Genomic DNA, 23,837 nt, shown 5'->3' on the forward strand with positions numbered 1-23,837 from the left:
TGCCGTGGGCAATGCCGACGCCGTGCGACCATCGCTTGCGTCTCCAGTTCGACGGGCGGGTTCAGGGTTTGTGTTGTGCCGAAACAAGCTCGGCCTTGCGCAGCGCCGTCTCCAGCCCGAGCCCGATGAAGGCGCGCGCGTGTTTGGCGAGCGCCACATTGTCTGTCCATAGATTGCGCCAGATGGCGGTTTTCTTAGACAGGTTCTCATCGACAATCTCCGACGAGAAGGATTCGAAGCTGAGGTCGTCGCTGTAGCCGATTGCCGTCAGCGCATCGAAGATCGCGGCGAAGTCGATATTGCCGGTGCCGAGGAAACCGCGATGGCTCTCGCCGATATGGACATAGCCGATCTTGTTTGCGGCATGGCGGATGGCCAGCCCGACCTCGGCCTCCTCGATATTCATGTGGAAGGTGTCGAGATGCAGGAAGATGTTGTCCGAGCCGGTATCTTCGATGAAGGCCAGCCCTTGCGCGGCGGTGTTGAGCAGGTTGCTTTCGAAGCGGTTGACGATCTCGAGGTTAAGCGTGACGCCGGCCGCCTTGGCCGTCTCGGCGACCTTGGCCAGCGTGCCGGCGCTGCGCTGCCATTGATCGCGCGTCGGCGCCAGCGTCTGCAGTCCGTGGCTGGTCGAGAGAATGCCGCCAATCTTCTGGCCGCCCAGGTCGCGCGTCAGCGCGATGGTGTCGTTGAGTATCTCGACGCCGCGCGCGGCAATCGCTTTGTCGGCGCTCGAAATGTCGCCATCACCAGGCAATCCGATGCTGATCGCGACGCCGAGGCCGAGATCGGCGATGCGCCTGGCGAGCCCACTGATGTCGACATCGGCCGGGTCGAGATAAGAGAATTCGATGAGGTCGAAGCCGGCCTCTTTGGTGTTGGCCAACGTCCGCTCGAGATCGGCCTGCGCCGAGCTCGCCGACCAGACGAAAGAATGGATTCCAATGCGCGACATCATCGTCTCCGGCTTCTGCGCATCGGACCCATAAGCGAGCCGATGCTTGGACAAGACGTGCGGCCGGTGATCCCGGCCGCACGCTGCTGAGGGACGTTTAGCGGGCCGCGGTCCAGCCCTTGTAGTCCTTCAGGTTCTCGGCCGTGATCAGCTTCGGGTCGAGCAGCACGGTCGGCTCCGCCGGCTTCTTGCCAGCCAGCAATTCAGCCGCCATCGTCAGCGATTGGCCGGCCATCACATAAGGATCCTGCGACGCCGAAGCCTTGATCATCGAGGTGCCGGAGGAGAGTTCCTTCTCGATATCCGGCGCGCCGTCGACAGCGGTGAAGATGAACTCCGCGCGGTTGAGCTGCTTGGCGGCGAGCTGGGCGCCGATCGCCGTCGGATCATTGATGGCGAACACCGCGTCGATCTTGTCGAAGCGGGTGAGCAGCGACTGGAACACCTTCAGGCCGCCGTCGCGCGAACCTTCGGCATTCTGGTCGTCGGAGAGGATCTTGATGTCCGGATGCTGTGCCAGCACGTTCTTGCAGCCCTTCACCCGCTCCAGGATCGACGACGATGCCGGGCCGTTGAGGATGACGTAGTCACCCTTGCCGCCGGTGTGGTCGACCAGATACTGGCAGGCCTCTTCGCCTGCCTTGACGTTGTTGGTCATCACCGTGACGTCGGCGCCCGGCGCCGAAACGTCGAAGGCGGCAACGACGATGCCCGCCGCCTGCGCCTTCTTCACCGCCGGTGCGATCGCCTTGGCGTCGACGGCATTGAGCATGATCACGTCGACGCCGGCGGCGATGAACGAATCAACCTGCGAGACCTGCTTGTTGAGGTCATAGTCGGCCGACACTGACGTCACCTCGACCTTCGGGTTGATCTTCTTGGCCGCGTCCTCGATGCCCTTGATGGTGGCGACAAAGAAGGGGTTGCCGAGCAGGCCGACCGAGATGCCGACCTTGTTGAGGTCCTTGGCTGAAGCAGGCGCGATGGCGAGCGACGCGAGTGCGGCGCCGCAGAGCAGTTTGGCGATAGTCTTCATTGCTTTCCTCCGATTGCCCCGCGCCTCTCACGGTGCGTTACACAAACCGGTCGTTTACGCCGGCGACTAAGGTCAATCACGTTCTTGCTCCTGCCTGGAGCCTGTAGCGGTCGAGGGCGACCGCCACGATGATGACCAATCCCTTGATGATGTACTGCCAGATGTCCGAGACACCGGCCAAGATGAGCCCGTTGGAGAGCACCGCGATGATCAGGCCGCCGATCAGCGTGCCCCAGATCGAGCCGACGCCGCCGACGAAGCTGGTGCCGCCGAGAATGACCGCGGCAATGGCGTCGAGCTCGTAGGACTGCCCCAGCTGCAGGCCGTTGGCGGCGTAGAGCCGGGCCGCCGACATGGCACCACCAAGGCCGGCCAGCATGCCGGAAACGCCATAGACGAAGAGCAGCACCAGCGGCACCTTGATGCCGGTCAGTCGGGCGGCCTCGGCATTGCCGCCGACAGCATAGATCCAGGTGCCGAGCACGGTGCGCTTGAGCACCAGCCAGGACAGCACGACGACCGACAGCGCGATGATCACCAGCCAGGGGATGCCAAACAGCGAACCGTTGCCGATGAAGTCGAACGGCAGGTCCGAATTGAACACCGTCGTGTCCTGGCCGAGCAGCCGGGCGACGCCGCGCACCGCGGTCAGCGAACCCAGCGTGACGATGAAGGGCGGGAGCTTGATGTAGGCGATGAGCAGCCCGTTGATGAGGCCGAAGCCTAGCCCGACCAGAATGGCCGCCGGCACGCCGAGCAGGCCCCAGTCCGGCACCAGCGACACCATCACCGCCACCATAGCCGATGCGGCAAGGATGGCGCCGACCGACAGGTCGATGCCGCCGGTCAGGATGACGAAGGTCATGCCCGCCGCCAGCACGATGTTGATCGACGACTGCTGGGTGACGATCAGCAAGTTGGTCTCGGTCAGGAAGCGCGGGTTCAGGAACTGGAAGCCGGCCGCCAGCAGGATCAGGACCGGCAGCATGCCAAGGGCAGCGATTGCGGTGCGCAACCGCCGGCTCGTGCCGGTGGCCGGGCCGCCAGCGCTGATCTCGGTCGCCTTGTCGGTCATTGCTGAGCCGCTCCCGTTGCAAGTTCCATGATTTTCTCCTGGCTGAGCGGCTCGCCTTCGGATGCCGTCACCTCGCCCGAGATGGTGCCGTCGCGCATCACCAGCACGCGATCGGCGACGCCGATCACCTCCGGCAGTTCGCTGGAGATCATCAGGATGGCGATGCCCTGCTTGGCGAGATTGTCGATCAGCCGGTAGATTTCCGACTTCGCCCCGACATCGACGCCGCGGGTCGGCTCGTCGAGGATGACGACCTTCGGCTCGGTTTCGAGCAAGCGGGCGAGCAGCACCTTCTGCTGGTTGCCGCCCGACAGCGAACCGGCATTGGCCTGCACCGAACTGGTGCGGATGGAGAGATCGGAAACAGCCTTGGAAGCGCGCCGTTCGGCGGCCGCAAAGTCGCGCAAGCCGCCGCCGTGCGCATCCCTTGCCAGCACACCCATGCTGATGTTGTCGGAAATCGACATGTCGAGGAACAGGCCGAGTTCCTTGCGGTCCTCGGTCAGGTAGGCGATGCCGGCATCCAGCGCCTCGCGCGGTGAGCCGATGATTACAGGCTTGCCGTAGAGTTCCAGCATGCCTGATGTGCGCCTGTCGGCGCCGAAGATCAGCCGCGCAAGCTCGGTGCGGCCGGAGCCGACCAGGCCCGCCAGCGCCAGCACCTCGCCCTTGTGCAGGTCGAACGAGCAGTTTTTCAACAGACGGCCGTCGGACATGCCGCGCACCGAGAGCGCCACCGGGCGCTTTGCGTCCGGCGGCCGATGGTCCTTTTTGTAGAAGGCGGACAAATCGCGGCCGACCATCATCGAGACGAGGCGCGAGGCGCTGAGCTCGGCGCGCTCGAGCGTACCGACATAACCGCTGTCGCGCAGCACGCTGACGCGGTCGGCAAGCTGGTAGACCTCTTCCATGCGATGGCTGATGTAGATGATGGCGATGCCTTGCGATTTCAGCGTCGCAATGACCTCGAACAGCCGGTCGGTTTCGCGCGAGGTCAGCGACGTCGTTGGCTCGTCCATGACGATGATGCGCGCATTGGTCGACAGCGCGCGGGCGATCTCGACCAGCTGGCGCTCGCCGAGCGACAAGCCGGAGACCATGTCGCGGGCCGAGAAGGAGACGCCCAGACGCGCGATGATCTCCCTGGCGCGCCGGGTGCACTGGTCGCGGTCGACGATGCCGAAGCGCCGCGGCTCGTTGCCGAGGAAAATGTTCTGCGCCACCGTCAGATTGGGCGCCAGCGACAGCTCCTGATAGATCACCGCGACGCCGCTGGCGCGCGCCTTGATCGGATCGCCGGTCGCGGCGGGCATGCCGTCGATCAGGATCTCGCCGCCGGGATCGGGCCGATAGGCGCCTGAAAGCACCTTCATCAATGTCGACTTGCCGGCGCCGTTTTCGCCCATCAAGGCGTGCAGCTCGCCGGCATGGACGCTGAGCGAGACATCCTGCAAGGCGCGGATAGCGCCGAACGTCTTGGAGATGTGCCGCATCTCCAGCACCGGCTGGCGCGTCGTCTCGACCTTGGCGGCCGCACTCATCGCGCGCCTCCTACTGCCGCACGCCAATCACTGCGATAGAAGGCTAATCCGGTGAAACGCGACGCGCGCACCGGCTCCGGAACCTCGGCGGCAAATTCGCGCCCGACGCTCTCGAAGGCGAGCGCCGCGGCACCCGTGGCGCTGCCCTCCAGCGTGGCACCCTGCAGAAAAGCCTGGCCGGGACGCAGCTCAGCCAACAGCCCGGCGAGCAGGCCGCCCGTGTTCAGCCCGCCATCGACGATCACGGTGTTGTTCGAATGGATGAGGTCGAGCGACAGATCGACCATCAGCGCGACATAGAGCAGCGCCACGGCCGCGCGTTCCTCGGCATTGGGCGTGCGCCCGACCAGCCGGCCGGACTGGCCGAACATCGGCCCGCCCGGCGCGAAACTCGGCAGCGCCATGATGCCGGCGTCGATCACCCGCTGGATCGAGGATGGGGCGATCACGCCTTGCCAGCCGTCGCTGATGACAGCGAATTCGCGTCCCCCCATGAAGCGGATGGTCGGCACCGGGCCGCCATCGACATCGACATTGACCAGCATGTCGCGGCCCTGGTCGAGCGCGTCGAGCGGGCAGTCCGGATTGAGCACGATGACCCAGGTGCCGGTCGAAACGACGGTGACTGGGCCGAGTTCCTGCCGGCGATAGGCATGCAGCGCCGCATTCGAGTCATGGACGCCGTTGTGGATGGCGATCGGCCGTGCCGAACCGCCAAGCCGCCGTTCGCCGGTCACGGCGCCGGCGCGCTCGAAGGAAGGCATCCGGTCCCGCCAGCCCTGCGCGTCGACCAGCGAGGAAAAGTCTTGGCTGCGCGGCGCCCACAGATGCGAGTGGCAGCCAAGATAGGACACCTCCGAAACCGCCCGCCCGCCAAGGCGCCAGCTCCAGTATTGCGGATAGCCGAGGATCGATCTCGACGCCGCGAATGCGTCGGGATCGACCTCCTGCAGCCACAGCATGTGGCGACCGTAGTTGAAGCCGAGCGGCAGTCGCGGCGAGAACGTCTCGGCAAAATCCGGAATGCGGCGATCGATCCGCGCGGCAATCTCGGCCGGCGGCTCTTGCTCGTAGTCGAGGATCGGATGCGTCAGCGCCGCCTCGTCGATCAAGGCGAAAGTGCAGCCATGGCCCGACACCATCAGCCCCTCAACGCTGTGGCTGTCGACCGCAGCGTTTACAGCACCGAGTGCCCAATCGTGGAGCGATGCCTCGTCGAGCACGCTGAAGCCGCCCTGGCGCACCCATTTCGGCTGCGTGCGACGCTCGTCGAGAATGCGCCCGTCCTGACCGAAGACGAACAGCTTCGAATTGGTCTTGCCGAAATCGAGGACTGCCACCTTCACTGGATGGCTCCCGAGGATGAGGCTATCCGCACCATGACGCCGGCATCTTCGAGCATGCGCGCATCGGTGTCGGAGAGGCCGTCATCGGTGACCAGCGTCCCGATGCGGGAAAGCGGCAGCGCGACGTTGCGTGCATGGATCGACAGTTTGCGGCTGTCGGCCAGCACCACGATCTGGTCGGCGCAAAGGCTGAGGTCGACGATCGAGCGCACCAGCAGCGGATGCGATTCCAGCACACCTTCCTGGCCAAGGCCTTGCGCGCCGAGAAAGAATTTCGAGGCGTAGAAGGGCACGGCTTGGCTGAGCGAATGGATGATGCCAGGTTCGCGATGCAGGTCGCCGCCGGCAACCGTCAGGCTGCAATGGCCGTGGTCGCTGAGATAGGCCGCCAGCGGCATCGAGTTGGTGTAGAGCCGGATGTTGCGCTCGGCGAGCTTGACCCCGAGATGGAAGCAGGTCGAACCGCCATGCACGATGACCGCATCGCCGTCGCGCACCATGGTCGCCGCGAGAGAGGCGATCTGCCGCTTGGCCTCGACCGCAAGGTCGCGGTTCTCGTCATAGGGCCTGGCATAGGCGACACCGGCCTGGGAAGCGCCGTCGAGCGCCGAGATGCCGCCATAGACCTTCCGTGCTTCGCCGGCTTCGTCGATCCTGTCGATATCGCGCCTGACCGTGGCGGCTGAAACGCCCAGCCGCTCCTGCAGCTCGCGCACCGAGGCGAACGGGCGATCCCGCAGCAATTCGACGATCTGACGCTGACGGCCGGAGTCGCTCAACTCTTCCTCCCGGATGCCCTTTTCCATGGCAATTGGCGCAACTTACTCAACATTAGGCGGATTGCAAGCGTGTTTTGATGATAGTAGATCACTGTTGACGTAGATCACTCGTATCTGCGATATCAGCGCCAATTCGATCCCTGCAACGGGATTTCGCGCAGGACACGGCCGAGCCGTTGGAGGAAAAGCGCCATGGCGACCCAAGCTGACGCGCAGGAACTGGCGGCCTTGCGGGCGCTTTCGGCCAGCATCGGGCAGAGTCCGCATCTGACCCAGGCGGCAGGCGGCAACACCTCGCTGAAGGCCGGCGACACGTTGTGGATCAAGGCTTCCGGCACCTGGCTGAAGGACGCGCTCACCGACGACATCATGGTGCCGGTGGCGATGGCGCCGCTGCTTCGGGCTGTCGAACGGCGCGATCGCGCCGCCGACCAGCCGCAGGGTTTCACCATTGCAACGCTCAACCCGCGCGGCTTACGTCCGTCGATCGAGACCACAGTGCACGCCTTGATGCCGCAGCGCGTCGTTCTGCACGTCCATTGCGTCGACACCATCTCGCTTGCTGTGCAGGCCGATGGCGAGGCCGAGGTCGCCAGGCGGCTCGATGGCATCGAATGGGCCTATGTGCCCTATTTCCGGCCAGGCCTGCCGCTTGCCCGCGGCATTGCCGAAAAACTGCGGCCTGATGTCGACGTTCTCATCCTTGGCAATCACGGGCTGGTCGTCGCCGCCGAAACCGTCGCCGGAGCGGAGCTTCTGCTGCGCCGCGTCCGGTCGCTGCTGGCCCGGCCGGCGCGCGCGACCGCCGCGCCCGACCTTACCGCCTTGACCGCGCTTGCCGGCGATAGCGGTTACAGATTTCCGGCCGATGTCGAAGCGCATGCGGTTGCGCTTGACCCGGAGAGCCGCCGCATGGCGCAGGTCGGCAGCCTCTATCCGGACCACGTCATCTTCCTCGGCCAGGGCTCGGTCGCGGCGAGGCCTGGCGAGACCGTGGCCAATGTCATCGCACGTCTGGGCACGCCGCCGGCTGCGATCCTGTTTCCCGGCGCAGGCGTGCTGATGCGCGGCGACGCCAGTGCCGGCGCCGACGCCATGCAACGCTGCCTTGCCGACGTGACGGCGCGCATCGACATCGCGGCGCGGCTGAACTATCTCACCGCCGCCGAAAATGACGAGCTGGTCAACTGGGACGCCGAGCAGTATCGCCAGAAGCTCAACGCGGCCGGCAGCTAGCAAGGACAGACGACATGATGCCACTTGTCATCGGCATCGACATCGGAACCTCAGGTGCGCGCGCCGTCGCCATGCGCCCGGATTTCTCCCTGGCCGGGCATTCGGCCGTTCCGCTCGACAGGTTCGGCCGGAACCCGCGCGATCCCGCTGTGTGGTGGTCAGCGGTTGGCGCAGCGCTGACGGAACTGCTTTCCGGCATTGACCGCGCAGCGGTCCGCGCCATCGCCATCGATGGCACATCGGGCACACTGCTGCCGGTCGATAAAGCCGGGCGGCCGCTGGCCGAGCCGCTGATGTACAACGACAAGGTCGCCGACGGCGACATCCTGGCTGCGATCGCCCGCGAGGCACCGGCTGCAAGTGCCGCGCACGGACCGACATCCGGCCTCGCCAAGGCCATGCGCTTCCAGAGCCTGCCCGGCATTGCAATGGTGCTGCACCAGGCCGACTGGATCGCTGGAAACTTCTCCGGCCACTTCGATGTCAGCGACGAGAACAATGCCCTGAAGACAGGCTATGACGTCGAGGCCCGCCGCTGGCCGGACTGGATCGCGGCGGCCGGAATGCGCATGGAACTGCTGCCGCGCGTCGTCGAACCGGGCGATGTCACCGGCGCTCTCACCGCTGCCGCCGCGGAGCTGTTCGGCTTGCCGCGCGATGTGGCCGTTGTCGCTGGCACGACGGACGGCTGCGCCTCGTTCCTGGCGACCGGCGCGGCGGCCATCGGCGACGGCGTCACCGCGCTGGGGTCGTCGCTGACCATCAAGATCCTCTCCAACCGGCCGATCTCCGCGCCGCGCTTCGGCATCTACAGCCATCGACTCGGCAACGCCTGGCTGGCGGGCGGCGCTTCGAATTCCGGCGGCAAGGTGCTGGCCCAGCATTTTCCGCTCGCGCGCATCATCGAACTCAGCGCGGTCATCGACCCCACGACCACGACCGGCCTCGACTACTATCCGCTTCCCGCGATCGGCGAACGTTTCCCGATCGCCGATCCGGCTCTGCCGCCACGCCTTGCGCCACGGCCAGTGGCTGACGCGGACTATCTGAAAGCGATGTTCGAGGGCGTCGCCGCGATCGAAGCGCTTGGCTATGACAGGCTTGCGGAGCTTGGCGCGCCTGCGCTGACATCGGTCAGGAGCGTCGGTGGCGGCGCCGCAAACCCGACCTGGACGGCAATCCGGCAGCGCAAGCTCGGCGTCGATTTCCTACCCGCGCTTTCCGACGAGGCTGCCGCCGGCACGGCGCGGCTGGCGCTGATGGGCGCGAGCAAGGCGGGGCTCCTATGAGCGCGAAACGGGTCGAACGTCTCGACGGCATCGGGCCGCTGGCGGAGCGCTATGCGGTGTTCCTGCTTGACCAGTTCGGCGTTCTGCATGACGGCACGCGACCCTATCCGGGCGCGGTGGCGGCCCTGTCCGCACTGAAACGCGCCGGCAAGACCGTCGTGCTGATCTCGAATTCCGGCAAGCGGGCACAACCCAATGAAAGCCGGCTTATGAAACTCGGCTTCGAACCGGGGAGCTGGGACCATTTCGTCTCCTCCGGCGAGGTGGCGTGGCGATCCTTTAATGACATGGCAGCATCGGGACAACTGCGCCCGGGGACGGAATGCCTGCTGATCAGCCGCGACAACGACCGCACCGCGATCGAAGGCCTGCCCTTCGTGCTGACCGAGGCCGGTGAAGACGCCGAACTGGTGCTGATCTCGGCCAGCGAGGGCGATCGCTACGACCTCGACCATTACATCAGGCTGCTTGCCCCGGCAGCGGCGCGACAGGTGCCGTGCTTCTGCACCAATCCCGACAGGATCATGCTGACGGCTGTCGGCCCCCGCTTCGGCGCCGGCGAGATCGCCGATCTCTACGAAAGCCTTGGCGGCAGCGTCACTCGCATCGGCAAGCCCTACAAGGCGATTTTCGACGCGGCACTGGAGATGGCGGGCAAGCCAGACCGTAGTCTCGTGGTCTGCGTCGGCGACAGTGTCGAGCATGACATTGCCGGTGGTAATGGCGCCGGCATCGCCACGGCGCTGGTTCTGAGCGGAATTTTGGCGGACACATCAGATCTCGCCGCTGTTTTCAACGAACAGCAGGCATGGCCGGACTACATCACGGACAGCTTCAGCTTCCGCTGACCGCTTCCAGCATGCGCCTTGCACTTTCCTCATCGGTGATCAGGATGGTCGGGGCGATGAGGTTCATGGCGCCGAGCAGCGCCTCGGTCTTCTCCGCACCGCCGGAGGTGAGGATGCGGATCGGCGCCGCGCGCAAACGGTCGACATCCACCGACATCACGTGGCTGTTGACGGGATGGTCGACCAGATCGCCATTGCGGTCGAAGAAATGGAACAGAAGGTCGCCAACCGCGCCACGCGCAAGCAGGGCCTCCCGATCTGCTTCCTTGAGAAAGCCGCCGCGAGAGAAGGTGGTGGCCGAGGCGATGCCGCCGACGCTCAGCAAAACGGCATCGAGCACGTTGGCCATTTCAAAAACCTCCTGCAGGCCGCAGCGCTCGACCAGCGCGATCTTGGTCTCGACGCTGTCGACGACGGCCGGCGTCGGGATCAGATAGCCGTCGCCCTGGAAGATTTGGGCGAAGCGCCAGGCGAACTCGGCCGGGTTGTATCGGCGCACGACGCCGACACCGCCAAGCAGCGAAATGACCTTGAAGTCGGTGAGCGACTTGGCGCTGATGAAGGGCAGGCTCGAGAACAGCGTCTGACCCCAGCCGACGCCGACCCGCATGCCGGACTTCATCGTGTCCGACAGGAAACTGCCGGTCTTGGCGCTGATTGCCGGTATCGGATCGGCGTCGGGCGTGGAAAGCGGCGCCACCAGCGCCTGCTGCAGCCCGAACGTCTTTTCCAGCGCGCGCTCCAACCGCACGATCTCCGACAATTCGCTCTCGATGCTGATCTTCACCTCGTTGCGCGCGCGGGCGTCCGCCAGCATGCGCACGATGGTGACGCGGCCGACGCCGAGCACATCGGCGATCTCGTTCTGTGTCATCTGCTCGACGAAATACATCCAGGCGGCGCGAATCCTAAGGCGATCCGTCCGGCTTTCGCTGGCGACCTGCTCGGTTGCCGCACTTCCGCCTCGCCCGTCTTCGCTTTCGCCCTGTCGTCGCCTGCCCACGCCTGTCTCTCCCCCTGCGGCGACGGACGAGCGCGCCATCGCCGATTCTGCATGCTGGTCTAGTATCGCCTATTGATCTACCAATCGATAGGAACAATGTAGAGGTGGCGGCCACCCCCTGTTGGCGGCCATCCGCAGCAAATTTCGAGGCGATCCGCGATGCTCCGACAAATCTCCGAAGATGTCCGCGTCAATCTGAAGGACCGGTTGCGGGAAGTCCGCGAAATCATCCGTCAGAGCCGCCACGACGGCAGCGGCGACGCCAGTGTCCTGCGCGAAGCAACCAGCCATCTGCCGCCGTTTCCGGGCAAGGGCATCGAAGGCCTGCTCAGCCATGCCGCGAGTGCCGTCGACGAAGCGCTGTCGATCGCCGAATCCTTTGTCCCGCATGAGCGCCCGATAAAGGTGGACGGCACGACGGTAAAGGGCCTCGGCACCTATTTTCCGGTCGGCAGCGAGGATCGCCAGCTGAGCGCTGAGCGCCTGTTCCGGCGCGATATGTATTATCTGACCAAGGCGGTGCTTGCCGGCCTGAACATCGACAATGCCCGCATCCACGAAGCCGATTTCGCGGCCGTCCATGCCACGATGCACAAGCGGCATGGCGATCTCCTGGCCGCACTGGCCGCGCCGGGTGCTGGACTGCAGGCAATCGCGGCCACCTGCTCGGCGCTGCTGGTCGAGTGCCTCAATCAGCGTCCCGTTCGCTTTGCCGAGGCCGCGCCGGAAACGCCAGTGGGCGGCCGGGCGCTCGACATAAGCTGCCTGGCGCCGCTCGCTCTGGCCTGCGGCCTGGCAACCACCGGCAGGGACGGCGCGCCGGAGCCGGACATGCTGGAGATCGCTATCCTGGCCACCGACATCCGTCATGACCGCATCGTTCAGGCCTGCGCCAAGGCGAGCCCGATCGCTGAGTTGACACCCGTTTTCGCCACTTTGCTTGCCCATCTGCCGTAACTGACGGTAGCGGTCACTCAGATTTAGTCTCCAGAAGCCATCGCCATGATTGTCTTCTTGGCGCGCTGGATCGAGGCCGGGCTCATCGAGAGCTCGGTCAGCCCCATCTTCACGAAGGTCGCAATAAGGTCGGGGCGGCCGGCCGCCTCACCACACATGCCGACCATGATGCCGGCGGCGACCCCGGCTTTTGCCGTCATTTCGATCGCCGACATGACGGCTGGATTGGTGACATCGTTGAGCTTGGCCACCGTCGGGTTCAGCCGGTCGGCGGCCATGATGTACTGGGTGAGATCATTGGTGCCGATCGAGAAAAAAGCCACCTCCTTGGCCAGTGCCGGCGCGATCAGCACGGCGGCCGGGGTCTCGATCATCACGCCGAGATCGAACGTTGCGTGCGGCACGCCTTCGGCTTTCAGTTCGGCGGCACATTCCTCGACCAGTGCGCGGGTGCGCGTGACTTCGGAAATATCCGACACCATCGGCAGCATCACCTTGATGTTGCCGTGCACGGCGGCTCGCAGCAGCGCCCTGAGCTGGCGCTTGAAGATGTCGGGCCGGTCGAGGCACATGCGGATGCCGCGCCAGCCGAGGAAGGGGTTTTCCTCATCGGGAAATTCGATGCCGGCAATCGGCTTGTCGCCGCCGATGTCGAGCGTACGCACGATGACCGGGTAGGGCGCAAAGGCCTTGGCCAGCGCCGCATAGGTCTCGGCCTGCATGTCTTCCGAAGGCAGGTGCATATGGCGCATGAACAGAAGCTCGGTGCGAAACAGGCCGACGCCCATGGCGCCGGCCTCTAGCGCTGCCTCGATCTCCTCCAGCGAGCCGATATTAGCCGCGACCTCGATGATCCTGCCGTCGGCGAGCTTCGGCGTCACCGTCTTGAAGACGGTCAAGCCGGCGCGCTCCTTTGCCGCCGCTTCGACGCGGCCGGCGAAATCGGCGCGGGTCGCCGCGTCGGGGTCGATGATCACATGGCCGCCATTGCCGTCGAGTGCCACCTCGCGAGCGGTGCGCAAGGCATTGACCTGGGCGCCGAGGCCGAGCACCGCCGGAATGCCGTGCGAGCGGGCAATGATGGCGATGTGCGAGGTGGCGCCGCCATGACCGCACACCACGCCGCCGATCCGCTTCAGCGGCGCGCGCGCCAGATCCCAAGCGCCGATATCGTCGGCGATCAGAATGGCGCCTTCGGGGATGTTTTCGAGGCTGACATCGTCTTGGCCCAGCAACACCAGGCAAATCTGCCGCCCAACGGCGTGAACATCGTCCGCCCGTGCATTGAGATAGTGGTCATCGACAGCGCTGAAATCGGCAGCGATGGTGGAGGCTGCGGTGATGACGGCAGAAATCGCATCGTTGCCGCCCCTGATCAGGCCTTCGGCCTCACTGGTCAGACTGTCGTCGGCGGCAATGTCACGGAGTGCGGCGACGATGCCGCGGTCTCCAGCCGACAGGCTGTCCTGCGCCAACGCATCGTCCATGCGGGCCTGGACCGCGCGGACCGCAGTGCGGAACCTGTCGATCTCGCCGCCGATCTCCTCGGCCTGCAACATGCGGCCTCGTCCGGCAATATCGGGCGGGAAATGCGCAAAGGCCGGGCCGACGGCAAAACCCTCGCTTGCCGCCACGCCGCGCAAGCCGTTTGCTCGGCCAAGTGCCGCCGGCGCGGATTCGGGCGCTGGCGCGGGTACCACTTCCTGCCCGGCATCATTCGCCGGGCTCTGAGTGTCAGCTTCATCATCCAGGCCCGCTCTCGGATTCTCGAGATAGCCGATCAGCGCCTCGATCGCCTCGATGGCATCGGCGCCATTCGCCCGCACCGTGACTTCCTGGTTCTCCTTGACCGCCAGCAGCATCAGCTTGACCGAGCTCTTGGCACTGACCGCCTTGCCGTCCTTGACCAGCTCGACATCGGATTCGAAACCCTTGGCGAGCTTGACGAACCGTGTCGCGGGACGGGCGTGCAAACCTTCATGCACTCTGACGATGGTCGAGCGTTCCATGGCAAATACTCTGGTTCTGGGCGCCGCCCCCAACATAGATCGCGGCGCGAATGCTGTCAGGCGGCGATGGTGATGATCGCGCCGGTCTTCAGGGCGGCCACGAGCGCTTGCGGATCGACTTGCGATGCACAGATTTCGCCCGGTCTCTCGGCCTCGGTGGCGCCGTTGAACGAGATGACGACATGGCCCATTTCGAGCACCTTGCTCCAGGCGCTGGAACCGACCGCCGTTATAACTGCGGCAACCGGGCCGAGGGTGATCGAAGCGCCCTTGGCGGGCGCTCCGTCACTTGGTCCCTGCTCCGTCTTGTGGAGCACCGAAACTTCGGCAAGCTCCGGTGGCGAGCCATCCGCAAACAGGATGACCACGCCCCCTTCGGCAAGGTCCGCCACTTCGGGTCCGATGGCAGTGACCCGTGTTCTCAGCAGAACCGTCATATGGCGAACCTCATTTTTGTATCTGTCTTAGAACACGATCAGGCTGACGACCCAGGCGATCAGCACCGAGACCGGGCCCATGATCTGGCGGCTGATAAGCACCGCCGGAACACCGATTTCGATCGTCTTAGGTTTGGCCTCACCGAGCGCCAGGCCAACGGGGACGAAGTCGCAGCCCACCTGGGTATTGTAGGCAAACAGCGCCGGCAGTGCCATCGCCGGCGAAATCGTGCCGTTGGCGATCTGCGGGCCGATGATGGCGACGCCGATAACCTGCGCGATGACAGCGCCTGGCCCGAGGATGGGCGACAGGAACGGCAGACCGCAGATCGCCGAGATGATCAGCAGGCCGACAATGTTGTTGGCCAGCGGACCCATCGGCTGCGCCAGCACATCGCCGATGCCGGTGTACAGGATCAGACCGATGAGCATGGTCACGAAGGCCATGAACGGCAGCACGTTGCGGATGACCTGATCGATGGTGCGGCGGCCGGCATTGAAGAAAATGCCGACGATCCGTCCCATGACGCGGCCGATCGTGCTGATGAGGCCGATCAGCCCACCTTCGCTCGGCAGCGGCTGTGGTGCCGCGGCCGCATTGTTGTTGCTCGAACTCATCGCTGCTGCTCCCCCTGCAGTCGTGACCGTTTCGGATCCGTCCGCCATTGTGATGTTGGCCGGCTTCACGCCCGAAACGTAGATGTCCTCGGTGATGAACTGGGCCAGCGGCCCGGATTGACCGACCGGCGTCAGATTGACGGTCGGGATGCGCTTGCGCGGATAGACGCCGCATCGTGCGGTGCCGCCGCAATCGACGACGACCACCGCCATCTCGCTTTCGATCGGCGGCGCCCTGAAGCCGTCGACGGCTTCGGCGCCGGTCATATCGGCGATGAGCTGCGCCACCGGGTGAATGCCACCACCGGTGACGGAAACAACCTTGCTGCGCTGTTCGGTCGGCTCGATGACGAGCGGGCCACCCCAGCCGGTTTTGCCCTGGGAGATCCTTACGGCTTTGTATGTCTTGGCCATGATGTCCTCCCCGCCCTTACAGCTCGACGCCCTGGCGGCGTGCCATGATGGCGGTGATGCGTTCGGTCAGCATGCCCTTGAGCAGGATGACGACGAGACCGACGATGGCGTACCAGATCGCCACCTTGACGTGGTAACCGGCGACGACGACGCCCTTCTTCTCCAGCTCCAGCAGCGCGACGAGGATGCCGCCCCAGACGAAATACTCGCCGGGATTGATGTGCGGGAACAGGCCGAGCGGCGGGTGCACATAGGACACGGCCGCGTCATAGAAGGCCGGCTTATGCTTTTCTTCCAGGAACGATCCGAACGTATAGGCCATCGGATTGGTGAGGAAGAACACCGCCAGCAGCGGCAAAAGCGTATAGCGCGTCAGTGCGATCCGGCCGGCGCCGCGCGCCAGGCCATGCACGCGCTCTTCACCGACCAGTTCGGTGACGGCGTAGAAGGCCGTCATCAGCACCACCAGCGTCGGAATGATGCCAGTGACGAAGCCGGCGAAGACCTCGCCACCCTTCTGGAAGATGCCGATGAAGTACTTGCCGATGGCGGTCAGCCAGCCGAGCTGCTCTTCCTGCTGGACGTCCTTCAGCTTTTCCTTGAACTGATCGACGGTGATCGGTCCGCTGTCCGCTTGCGCCAGGACAACGAGATGGTCAGAGGCATGCTCGACGGCGAGCTTGCCATGCAATGCAGCATCCGAGACCATGGCACCTGCGACATGCAGATTGTGCACGGCCATGTCGGCATGCTGCGCCAACAACGAAAATACAGACATTTCTCCTCCTTATGCCGCCCGCCGGTTGATCCCAGTCGGTGCGCGGCGTCCTCTCGTCCTCTAGGCCCTTGCTATGTTCAAGCCGGACAGACCCGGCTTCTTCCCCGGCTCCGACCGTGTTTTGTCGATCTGTTCGATCGCCCGCTTCACGGCCTCGGCCACACCGGATTCCCCCTCCCCCATGATTGCAGGGTTGGACCGGAGTCGATCGAGGGGAACGCCCTCGAACTCTTCATGTCTTTTGAATTTGGTGAAGACGGAACGGCCGCTCATCACCATCAGGCGGCGCACGACCAGATCGGGTGTCACCACGACGAGCGCGATGGTGCCCTTGGCCAATCGACCGCGAAAATTGCCGGCTCCGACAAAGCCATCCTTGTACTGGTCGGTGACGCCTCTGAAGACATCCGAATAGTGCCGCATCTGCAGCCAGACGCCGAGCGACTGCAACGCCCACACGATAACCAGCAGAAGCAGTCCCCACTGCCAAATCGCCATTCGGTTCTCCTCCCGAAGCCTCAGTTGAACCGCACCTTGGACCGGCGCGTGACAACAGCAAAGTGAGAACATTTGTTTCCGAGAATGTCAATATGTATGATATTGGCCTTAGCTGTCGTCATCCACAGGGACGCTGACAGATTTCGGCGACGGCGCCGTTGTGCTAGCCTGACCGGGAAACAGGATACGAGGAATATGGATCTGCCCTTCAGGGACGAACTGGCCTTGATGCCCGACCTTCGCCATCGATTGCGGCAGTTGCGCTGGTTCCGCGCCACCTTTCGCGGCAGCGCTAAGGTGGTCTCGGACACATTCGGCGTGCGCTTCGAGATCGATGAGGCCAAGCTCACCAGGGCCTTTCTCGACTGGGTCGAGATCATGGAGGCGCAGAAGCGCTTCGCCGCGATCGATCGCGCCGACTTCATCGTCTTTGCCGCCGGCCTCGTGCTGCGCGAATTGATAAAACAGGCGCCGGCCAGGGAAGTCTCCGGCCTCACTCAGTTGATCGAGACGGAAACAAACGCCGGCACGCTGGAAATCGTCCGCTTCTGGCCGGAAGGGTTCCTCTACACCAACTACTGCGTCTCGGTAATTTCGGCGATCCACGAGCAGGAATTCGGCAGCGCACCGAGCATCGACAAATGCGCCGACGACCTGCGCACATGGTGGTCCTATCGCGAGAACGTGACCGAGATGCCAGCCTATGCGGTGGCCTTCCTCGACCGCTTCCTCGGCGCCGAACCGAACTGGATCACGCCGGATCGCGCACAGTCCCGGCAAGCCATGCAGCGGGCGCTCGGGTCTTCCCGTGCGAGCGATGCGCTGCGCCAGCTTTGACCGCGCGCCGGCTTTGCGCTCCCCAAAACACCCGCGCTATTGAACATTTGACTTTTTGCCGATAGCGATGTGCGGAATTGACTCGATGGAGAAGCTCGTGGCTCGACCAAGGCCTATCATTTTCGATTGCGACGGCGTTCTTGTCGACAGCGAGCCTCTGGCCGCCCGGGCCTATGAGCGCGTCTATGAAAAACACGGCATGCCCGGCGTCAACACCAGCATCATCGCCCAATGCATCGGCATGAAGCAGTCCGATATCATCGCCAAGATCAGGGAATTGACCGGCCACCAGTTTCCGGCGGCGGCAGACAGTGACATCTGGGCCGAGACCAAGGCGCTGTTCTCCGAAGAATTGAAGCCGACACTGGGCATCGCCGCGTTTCTGCAGACGCTTGTGGGCGACCGATGCGTGGCCTCGTCATCCTCCGTCGAGCGCATAAACCACAGCCTGGCCGTGACCGGACTTGCGTGGTTTTTCGGCGACGCGATCTACAGCTCCTCGATGGTCAAGAACGGAAAGCCCGCACCGGACATCTTCCTGTTTGCGGCCGACAAGATGGGCGCCAACCCCGCTGACTGCATCGTCATCGAGGATTCGCCCTTCGGCATCCAGGGCGCGATCGCCGCCGGCATGACGGCGATCGGTTACACAGGCGGCGGTCACACCTATCGCGAGCACGGTGCGCGGCTGACGGCGGCCGGTGCCGATTTCATCTGCGCCGACTGGCAAGAAGTTAGCCGGCAATTGGCTGGACTCGGTGTCCCCGCCTAGGCTGTTAGCGAACAGGCAGTCCAAGGCGGACCCATTGGTCGGGCGGGATCACTGGCCCGACACGGAAGTTGAAGGACAAGACTTTCGTCGCATCGGTGTCGACCTCGCACCGGAAGCCCAGATGATACCATGTGGTTGTGGTGCGGAAGGCGACATCCGGAGCGTCAAGGATATTGCCGGCCTTCAGCGGAACACTTGGGATCAACTCGGGGAAATAGGAGGCGTCCAGCAATTGCTGCTGCAACGCGCTGGCACAAAGTTGGGCTGCCCGTTTGCCGCGAGGCACACCGGCCATCGAAGTCGTGGCCGACGCATCGCCGGTCGCGCCTTGCGAATAGAGTCTGTGAACACCCGGAAGTCCGGAGTAAGTCCGCGACTTGGCAACGGCCACCTCCTTCGAGCTTGGCTTCCCGGCGCCCCCGCTTCCGGATTTCGAGACCTTTGACGGGCCGGGTTTCGGCGTATTTGCGGGTTTGGGCTTCGGCGCTTCTGCCGACGTGGGAAGCTCGATCTCACCTTCGCCGGCAGCCAATGGCGTTGGTGACGCTTCCGGCTCTTGTTTGTCGGCGTCGTGCGCTTCCGCCTCTTGTTTGTCTGCCTGCTGTTTGTCCATCTCCTGGATCGGAGTTTCCTGCTTCTCCGCATCCTGTGTGGGCTCGGCCGATTTGTTCTCTGTCTGCTTCGGCACGACAGGCGGCTTCGACGCGTCATCCTTGGTCGGTGATGGCGAGTTGTCCTGAGCGCTGTCCCCATCCAGGGATTTCCTCGGGCCGGTATCCTTCTCGCCGAACTGAAAAACAGGTTTCAGCACCTCGATTGGCGACGGCTTCTGCGGCTGCTTTTCTGGCGGAGGTGGCTTTTCAACCTTCTGCTCGGGCGGTTTTTCAACCTTCGGTTCCGGCGGCTTTTCGGTTTTGGGTTCCTTTGGCGGTGGTGCAGGAGCTGGTTTCGGTTTTGGCTGATCGGACGCAGGCACGAGCGCGACATTGACCGGCTGCTCCTCCTGCGGCTGTTGAGGAGGACTCCGCAGGCCGTAGACCACGAGCGCTACGATGAGCGCATGCATGATCAGCGATGCGGGCAAGCCCCACAACAGATTCCGACGCCGTTCTCCTGTCTTGCCCTTCATCCTGACCGATGTGGAATGAAATGGCGGCGGCTTCAAGCATAAGCACTGGATTGGCGCAATTTAGCCGCTGACAGGTTGGTGATCTGGATCACCACGCGCAGGGCCGTGTTACCGAGGCCGACGTCGAGCAGGATGCGGTCGTTGCCGCTGCTGACAGCGAGGCTGGTGCGGCCCTTTTCCCCAAAACCACCGAGCAGACCGAGCATCATCACGATGCTGCCCCCGCCGCCGGGATCAGCCAGCCGGACCGTATCCGCAGACGCGCCCTGGCTCCGCTCTCCAGCACGACCGGGTCGGGCTGTTCGAAATGCAAGGTAAGGTCGGGACTGGTCGAAGGCGTGAATTCGATGCGCGCCGAGCCGCCTTGGTAGATCACCCGCTTGACCAGGCCATCGAAGCCGGGGCCATCCGGCGACACGTCGAGATCGGCCGACCGGCAGCAGATATTTGCCCCAGCGCGCGGCCGCTCGCCAGGCCGGCAGCGGACAACCAGCTCCGCGCCGAGAACCCGGACCTTGCAGTGGCCCGCCTGCTCCGCGCTCAGCACATCGGCGGGCAGCAAAATCCCTTGCGAAATGAAGGACGCCACCATTTCATTTGCCGGCTCATGATAGAGTTCACGCGGCGTTGCCAGCTGGGCGAGACGCCCGCTGTCCATAACTGCGATCCGATCGGCCAGCGCCATTGCCTCGGCCTGATCATGGGTGATGTAGACGATGGTCGTGCCGGTGCGCTTGTGGAAGGACGCGAACTCGTCCTCCATCGAGGCCCTGAGATGCACGTCGAGATTGGCGAGCGGCTCGTCGAACAGCACCAGCGAGGGCGTGGCGACAAGGCAGCGCGCCAGCGCCACGCGCTGGCGCTGGCCGCCGGAAAGATTGGCCGGCCGACGGTCGCCCAGCCCTTGCAGATTGACCAGGGCGAGGGCATCTTCGACCTTCTGGCGCGCGACCGCCTTGTCCAGCCTCGCGACCTTCAGCGAATAGCCGATGTTCTCGGCGACCGTCATGTGCGGCCACAACGCATAATTCTGGAAGACGATGCCGACCCGCCGCTTTTCCGGCGCAACGCTGCCGCCCTTGCCCGATACGACCTCGCTGCCGATGCGGATTTCGCCTGACGTCACTTTCTCGAATCCGGCCACCAGCCGCAGCAACGTCGTCTTGCCGCAACCGGAGGGGCCGAGCACCGCCAGGAACTCGCCGTCGCCGACATCGATCGACACGTCCTTGACGGCATCGAAATTGGCGAAGCTCTTGGTCACATTGTCCAGGCTCAATCGCGCCATGGCAGCACTCCGCTGGGAAGGTAGGGGGCAAGCAGATTGGTCACCAGCATCAGCACGAAGGTGACCGCGACAGTGATGACGGACATCGCCGCTGCGTAGTTGGAATCGCCGCCCTGCTCGAAGGAAAACATCACCACGCCGATCGTTTCCGAGCCCGACGACCACAGCAGCGCCGAAACCGTGAGCTCGCTGAGCGCCGTCATGAAGATCAGCAGGCCACCGGCGATCGCCGCCGGCGCGACGAGCGGGAAGATGATGGTGCGCATGCGCGTGAACAGCCCGGCGCCTGCCATTTGCGCTGCTTCCTCCAGCGCCCGATCGATCTGGTGATAGCCGCTGATGGTCGGCCGCAGCGCCAGCACCAGGAAGCGGGCAAGATAGGCGTAGAGGATGATCCAGACGGTGTTGTAGAGCTGGATGCCGATCAGCGGGATTGGCCGCAGGAACAGCAGTAGCGAGGCGATCGCCAGCACCACACCAGGCAAGGCATAGGGCAGTTCGACCGACAGATTGAGCAGCCGCACCCAGCGCTGCTTGCCCCAGGCGATCAGATAGCCGATCGGCACGGCGACGAGGACCGCGAAGAAGGCCGCCGCGATCGACAGCCAGAAGCTGTTGAAGAAGGCGCGGCTGGCCGCGTCATGCTCGAACAGCACGAAGCGATAATTATCGAGCGTCGCCGTCGTGGCGGTGAGCGCAATGCCGTAGCCAGGCACCAGCGATGTCAACACCAGCCCGAACAGCGGCAGCAACAGCACCACCACGATCAGCAGCCACATGCCGGCCTGGACGGTGGGCCGCCAGCGGCCGAGTTCATAGGGTTCGGCCGCCAGCGAGGAGGAGCTGATGCGATAGTCGCGGCGGCGGCTCATGACCTCCTGGGCAAGGATGCCCGCCATGGCAATGACACCGATCAGCACCGACAGGAACGCGGTTTCGCCGAGCACGGCGGGGCCACCGCCTGCCAGCCGTTGATAGATCAAGGTTGGCAGCACCAGATAATTGGCGGGAATGCCGAGAAAGGCCGGAATGCCGAAATTGCCGACGCAGGAGACGAAGGCGAGTGCGGCGGCCGCCATGATCGACGGTGTCATCAACGGCAGCACGATGGTCACCAGCACGGTGAACCAGCCGGCGCCGCCGGCGCGCGCCGCCTCGACCAGTTCACGCGGCAGCTTGCGCAGGCCGGCGCGCACCAGCAGGAAGACCAGCGGACCATACTGCACGCCGAGCAGCAGGATGATGCCTGACGTGGAATAGAGCGGGTTTTTGGTGCCGAGTGGCGGTGCTGCGCCAAAGAGCTTCAGGAACGGGCTTGCCGGGCCGAACAATTGCAGCCAGGCCAGCGCCGTCACCTGCGGCGCGATCATCAATGGCATGACATAGCAAAGCACCAGGGCGCTGCGGCTGCGTATGTCGGTCAGCGTGATGAGGACGGCCACCAGCGTTCCCGACAGCACCGCAAGCAGGGTGCCGCCAACGCCGACGACCAGCGTATGCCAGGTTGCGATCCAGGTTGCAGGACTGGCGAGCCCGGCCTTTATCGCGACGGTCGACAGCGTGCCGCCAGGTGCCACGATCTCCTTGATAAGACGCAGCACCGGCAGCAGGGATAGCAGGACGATGACGACGGTTACCGCCGCCGTCAGGGCCATTTCCTGCCCCCGGCTTTCCCTGATCCGTGTTGACATGATTGCGTTTCCTGGGATCGATCAGCCGATGCGATCGGGTTTTGCCGGTCAGGGATGCCGCTGGGACGGCATCCCGCCGGGATTGCCGTCTCAGCCGCCGAACAGGTCCGAGAACTTCGCCTTGTCGGCGTCGGTCGTGGCAACGATTGCCTTGGTGTCGAACGGCATCACCTTGACCTTGACGCCTTCCGGCAGCCATTCGGGGCGGCCGACCGAGGCGCGCGCCGGCAGATAGCCCATCGACAGCGCCAGCTTCTGGCCCTCATCCGAGAGAATGAAGTCGACGAACTTCTTGGCGCCGTCGACATTCTTGGCCGTCTTCATGATGGCGACCGGCTCGGTTACCGCCGGCACGCCTTCGCTGGGGAACACGAACTCGACCGGCGAGCCCTTCTTCTTGGCGTTCATAGCCATGAAGTCGACGAGGATGCCATAGGGCTTCTCGCCTGATGCCACCGACTTCAGCACGGCGCCATTGCCGCGCACGCTGACGGTGTTGTTGGTCTTGAGTTTCTGAAAGAAATCCCAGCCATAATTGGTGTCGCCGACAAAGCCCGAAAGCAGGTAGGCGGCCGCACCCGAATAGAGCGGGCTCGGCATGACGAGGCCATCGGCATAGGCCGGCTTGGCGAGATCGGCCCAATGCTCCGGCTTTTCAGCAGCCGCGGTGTTGTAGACGATGCCGGTGGTGATCAGCTTGCTGCCGAAATAGGTCTTGCCGACGTCATAGGCATCCGCCTCGATGCCGTCGAGCTTGGCCTCGGGATAGGGCAGCAGCCGGTCGTCCTTCTTCAACAGCTCCATCGAGACCGCGTCGGCGATCAAAAGCACATCGGGCTGCGGGCTGCCGGCGGCGAACTCGGCAGCCATCTTGGTCAGGATGTCGCTGGTTCCCGAGCGATAGATGGTCACGTCGATGCCGGGCTGCGCCTTCTTGAAGGCGTCCACGGTCTTGGCCGCGTCGGCCTCCGGCTGGGACGTATAGAGCGTCAGTGTTTCGGCGCTTGCCGCGCCGGCAAACAAAGTTGCCGCGAGCGCCAGCTGGCTGGCCAGCAGCTTGATGAAGTGCGTCTTCATGAGACCTCCTGTCTTGTCTGTGCATGACCGGTCCGGCTCTCGGCCGGCTCCCCGTCCCTTCCTCCCTGCACGGTGCATATGACTGGTGGATGACAGTGCGCATGCGCGACCCGATCAGGCAACAGCTTCGCGCGAAACGCTCTCACGGCAGAACAATTATGGCCCGCGGAACCGGCGTTCCACGAGCCTCATGGCCCTCTGGCGGGCTGGCGATCCTTCGATGC

At 64.3% G+C, this 23,837-nt stretch carries 23 protein-coding genes; 6 read left to right on the forward strand and 17 right to left on the reverse strand.

What is annotated here, in order from left to right; all coding sequences use genetic code 11:
• Positions 1-61: 61 nt before the first annotated feature.
• From EJ076_RS33610 to EJ076_RS33635, 6 genes are all read right to left on the reverse strand, one after another.
• Complete coding sequence (locus EJ076_RS33610) at positions 62-955, reverse strand: sugar phosphate isomerase/epimerase (protein WP_126070758.1); 894 nt, start codon at positions 953-955, stop codon at positions 62-64.
• Between the two features lie 97 nt (positions 956-1,052).
• Positions 1,053-1,991 carry an ABC transporter substrate-binding protein gene (locus EJ076_RS33615; protein WP_126070759.1) on the reverse strand — a complete coding sequence of 313 codons (939 nt, stop codon included), beginning with the start codon at positions 1,989-1,991 and terminating at the stop codon, positions 1,053-1,055.
• Between the two features lie 76 nt (positions 1,992-2,067).
• A complete protein-coding gene (locus EJ076_RS33620; RefSeq protein WP_126070760.1) occupies positions 2,068-3,066 on the reverse strand; it encodes a ribose ABC transporter permease in 999 nt (332 codons plus the stop codon).
• Positions 3,063-4,607: a sugar ABC transporter ATP-binding protein gene (locus EJ076_RS33625; RefSeq protein WP_126070761.1), complete on the reverse strand. Its 1,545-nt coding sequence runs from the start codon at positions 4,605-4,607 to the stop codon at positions 3,063-3,065. Before EJ076_RS33625 ends, EJ076_RS33620 begins: the two co-directional genes overlap by 4 nt.
• Positions 4,604-5,953 (reverse strand): carbohydrate kinase, encoded by a 1,350-nt coding sequence (locus EJ076_RS33630; RefSeq protein WP_126070762.1) that lies wholly within the window; start codon positions 5,951-5,953, stop codon positions 4,604-4,606. Before EJ076_RS33630 ends, EJ076_RS33625 begins: the two co-directional genes overlap by 4 nt.
• Entirely contained in the window at positions 5,950-6,732 is a 783-nt protein-coding gene (locus tag EJ076_RS33635) for a DeoR/GlpR family DNA-binding transcription regulator (RefSeq protein ID WP_109671657.1), read from the reverse strand. The genes EJ076_RS33630 and EJ076_RS33635 overlap by 4 nt, the downstream gene beginning before the upstream one ends.
• A 192-nt stretch (positions 6,733-6,924) precedes the next feature.
• Here EJ076_RS33635 and EJ076_RS33640 point away from each other — a divergent pair, with 192 nt between their 5' ends.
• From EJ076_RS33640 to EJ076_RS33650, 3 genes are read left to right on the forward strand one after another with little or no spacing between them, the layout of a single operon-like run.
• Positions 6,925-7,968, forward strand: a complete 1,044-nt coding sequence (locus tag EJ076_RS33640; RefSeq protein WP_126070763.1) for a class II aldolase/adducin family protein — start codon at positions 6,925-6,927, stop codon at positions 7,966-7,968.
• Positions 7,969-7,982: 14 nt separating this feature from the next.
• Positions 7,983-9,257: an FGGY-family carbohydrate kinase gene (locus EJ076_RS33645; RefSeq protein ID WP_126070764.1), complete on the forward strand. Its 1,275-nt coding sequence runs from the start codon at positions 7,983-7,985 to the stop codon at positions 9,255-9,257.
• Complete coding sequence (locus EJ076_RS33650; protein ID WP_126070765.1) at positions 9,254-10,105, forward strand: TIGR01459 family HAD-type hydrolase; 852 nt, start codon at positions 9,254-9,256, stop codon at positions 10,103-10,105. Before EJ076_RS33645 ends, EJ076_RS33650 begins: the two co-directional genes overlap by 4 nt.
• Here the strand turns inward: EJ076_RS33650 and EJ076_RS33655 are convergent.
• Positions 10,092-11,108 carry a sugar-binding transcriptional regulator gene (locus EJ076_RS33655; RefSeq protein WP_109671580.1) on the reverse strand — a complete coding sequence of 339 codons (1,017 nt, stop codon included), beginning with the start codon at positions 11,106-11,108 and terminating at the stop codon, positions 10,092-10,094. The genes EJ076_RS33650 and EJ076_RS33655 overlap by 14 nt on opposite strands.
• 159 nt (positions 11,109-11,267) lie before the next feature.
• Between EJ076_RS33655 and EJ076_RS33660 the strand changes: the two genes are divergently transcribed.
• On the forward strand, positions 11,268-12,065 hold the full coding sequence (locus EJ076_RS33660; RefSeq protein ID WP_126070766.1) for a hypothetical protein: 798 nt from the start codon (positions 11,268-11,270) through the stop codon (positions 12,063-12,065).
• 23 nt (positions 12,066-12,088) lie between these two features.
• On the opposite strand, the gene ptsP is transcribed toward EJ076_RS33660, so the two are convergent.
• The 5 genes from ptsP to EJ076_RS33685 are packed head-to-tail and all read right to left on the reverse strand — an operon-like array spanning position 12,089 to position 16,819.
• The gene (gene ptsP, locus EJ076_RS33665) at positions 12,089-14,074 is read right to left on the reverse strand and encodes a phosphoenolpyruvate--protein phosphotransferase (RefSeq protein WP_126070767.1); all 1,986 of its coding nucleotides are present in this window, start codon (positions 14,072-14,074) and stop codon (positions 12,089-12,091) included.
• Positions 14,075-14,130: 56 nt separating this feature from the next.
• Entirely contained in the window at positions 14,131-14,511 is a 381-nt protein-coding gene (locus EJ076_RS33670; RefSeq protein WP_109671577.1) for a PTS glucitol/sorbitol transporter subunit IIA, read from the reverse strand.
• Between the two features lie 27 nt (positions 14,512-14,538).
• Entirely contained in the window at positions 14,539-15,543 is a 1,005-nt protein-coding gene (locus EJ076_RS33675) for a PTS glucitol/sorbitol transporter subunit IIB (RefSeq protein WP_126070768.1), read from the reverse strand.
• Positions 15,544-15,559: 16 nt separating this feature from the next.
• Positions 15,560-16,321 carry a PTS glucitol/sorbitol transporter subunit IIC gene (locus tag EJ076_RS33680; protein WP_013529328.1) on the reverse strand — a complete coding sequence of 254 codons (762 nt, stop codon included), beginning with the start codon at positions 16,319-16,321 and terminating at the stop codon, positions 15,560-15,562.
• A gap of 60 nt (positions 16,322-16,381) precedes the next feature.
• Positions 16,382-16,819 carry a transcriptional regulator GutM gene (locus EJ076_RS33685; RefSeq protein ID WP_023757337.1) on the reverse strand — a complete coding sequence of 146 codons (438 nt, stop codon included), beginning with the start codon at positions 16,817-16,819 and terminating at the stop codon, positions 16,382-16,384.
• Positions 16,820-17,014: 195 nt separating this feature from the next.
• Here EJ076_RS33685 and EJ076_RS33690 point away from each other — a divergent pair, with 195 nt between their 5' ends.
• Positions 17,015-17,656, forward strand: coding sequence for a hypothetical protein (locus EJ076_RS33690; protein WP_109671575.1), 642 nt, complete (start codon positions 17,015-17,017; stop codon positions 17,654-17,656).
• Positions 17,657-17,753: 97 nt separating this feature from the next.
• Positions 17,754-18,428, forward strand: coding sequence for an HAD family phosphatase (locus tag EJ076_RS33695; RefSeq protein WP_126070769.1), 675 nt, complete (start codon positions 17,754-17,756; stop codon positions 18,426-18,428).
• A 4-nt stretch (positions 18,429-18,432) separates the two neighbouring features.
• Here EJ076_RS33695 and EJ076_RS33700 read toward each other — a convergent pair whose 3' ends face one another.
• The 5 genes from EJ076_RS33700 to EJ076_RS33715 all read right to left on the reverse strand — a co-directional run bounded on the left by EJ076_RS33700 (position 18,433) and on the right by EJ076_RS33715 (position 23,613).
• Positions 18,433-19,557: a DUF930 domain-containing protein gene (locus tag EJ076_RS33700; RefSeq protein ID WP_126070770.1), complete on the reverse strand. Its 1,125-nt coding sequence runs from the start codon at positions 19,555-19,557 to the stop codon at positions 18,433-18,435.
• A gap of 32 nt (positions 19,558-19,589) precedes the next feature.
• On the reverse strand, positions 19,590-19,766 hold the full coding sequence (locus EJ076_RS35390; protein ID WP_164548514.1) for a hypothetical protein: 177 nt from the start codon (positions 19,764-19,766) through the stop codon (positions 19,590-19,592).
• A complete protein-coding gene (locus EJ076_RS33705; RefSeq protein WP_126070771.1) occupies positions 19,766-20,845 on the reverse strand; it encodes an ABC transporter ATP-binding protein in 1,080 nt (359 codons plus the stop codon). The genes EJ076_RS35390 and EJ076_RS33705 overlap by 1 nt, the downstream gene beginning before the upstream one ends.
• Positions 20,833-22,536, reverse strand: coding sequence for an iron ABC transporter permease (locus EJ076_RS33710; protein ID WP_126070772.1), 1,704 nt, complete (start codon positions 22,534-22,536; stop codon positions 20,833-20,835). Before EJ076_RS33710 ends, EJ076_RS33705 begins: the two co-directional genes overlap by 13 nt.
• Before the next feature lie 90 nt (positions 22,537-22,626).
• Positions 22,627-23,613, reverse strand: coding sequence for an ABC transporter substrate-binding protein (locus EJ076_RS33715; protein WP_126070773.1), 987 nt, complete (start codon positions 23,611-23,613; stop codon positions 22,627-22,629).
• Positions 23,614-23,837 lie beyond the last annotated feature (224 nt).

This window comes from Mesorhizobium sp. M7D.F.Ca.US.005.01.1.1, assembly GCF_003952545.1.
Lineage (GTDB): Bacteria > Pseudomonadota > Alphaproteobacteria > Rhizobiales > Rhizobiaceae > Mesorhizobium > Mesorhizobium loti.

Coding starts and splice junctions, on each gene's coding strand:
- EJ076_RS33610 (WP_126070758.1), bottom strand. CDS start 955: ATGTCGCGCATTGGAATCCATTCTTTCGTCTGGTCGGCGAGCTCGGCG.
- EJ076_RS33615 (WP_126070759.1), bottom strand. CDS start 1,991: ATGAAGACTATCGCCAAACTGCTCTGCGGCGCCGCACTCGCGTCGCTC.
- EJ076_RS33620 (WP_126070760.1), bottom strand. CDS start 3,066: ATGACCGACAAGGCGACCGAGATCAGCGCTGGCGGCCCGGCCACCGGC.
- EJ076_RS33625 (WP_126070761.1), bottom strand. CDS start 4,607: ATGAGTGCGGCCGCCAAGGTCGAGACGACGCGCCAGCCGGTGCTGGAG.
- EJ076_RS33640 (WP_126070763.1), top strand. CDS start 6,925: ATGGCGACCCAAGCTGACGCGCAGGAACTGGCGGCCTTGCGGGCGCTT.
- EJ076_RS33645 (WP_126070764.1), top strand. CDS start 7,983: ATGATGCCACTTGTCATCGGCATCGACATCGGAACCTCAGGTGCGCGC.
- EJ076_RS33650 (WP_126070765.1), top strand. CDS start 9,254: ATGAGCGCGAAACGGGTCGAACGTCTCGACGGCATCGGGCCGCTGGCG.
- EJ076_RS33660 (WP_126070766.1), top strand. CDS start 11,268: ATGCTCCGACAAATCTCCGAAGATGTCCGCGTCAATCTGAAGGACCGG.
- ptsP (WP_126070767.1), bottom strand. CDS start 14,074: ATGGAACGCTCGACCATCGTCAGAGTGCATGAAGGTTTGCACGCCCGT.
- EJ076_RS33670 (WP_109671577.1), bottom strand. CDS start 14,511: ATGACGGTTCTGCTGAGAACACGGGTCACTGCCATCGGACCCGAAGTG.
- EJ076_RS33675 (WP_126070768.1), bottom strand. CDS start 15,543: ATGGCCAAGACATACAAAGCCGTAAGGATCTCCCAGGGCAAAACCGGC.
- EJ076_RS33680 (WP_013529328.1), bottom strand. CDS start 16,321: ATGTCTGTATTTTCGTTGTTGGCGCAGCATGCCGACATGGCCGTGCAC.
- EJ076_RS33685 (WP_023757337.1), bottom strand. CDS start 16,819: ATGGCGATTTGGCAGTGGGGACTGCTTCTGCTGGTTATCGTGTGGGCG.
- EJ076_RS33690 (WP_109671575.1), top strand. CDS start 17,015: ATGGATCTGCCCTTCAGGGACGAACTGGCCTTGATGCCCGACCTTCGC.
- EJ076_RS33700 (WP_126070770.1), bottom strand. CDS start 19,557: ATGAAGGGCAAGACAGGAGAACGGCGTCGGAATCTGTTGTGGGGCTTG.
- EJ076_RS35390 (WP_164548514.1), bottom strand. CDS start 19,766: ATGATGCTCGGTCTGCTCGGTGGTTTTGGGGAAAAGGGCCGCACCAGC.
- EJ076_RS33705 (WP_126070771.1), bottom strand. CDS start 20,845: ATGGCGCGATTGAGCCTGGACAATGTGACCAAGAGCTTCGCCAATTTC.
- EJ076_RS33710 (WP_126070772.1), bottom strand. CDS start 22,536: ATGTCAACACGGATCAGGGAAAGCCGGGGGCAGGAAATGGCCCTGACG.
- EJ076_RS33715 (WP_126070773.1), bottom strand. CDS start 23,613: ATGAAGACGCACTTCATCAAGCTGCTGGCCAGCCAGCTGGCGCTCGCG.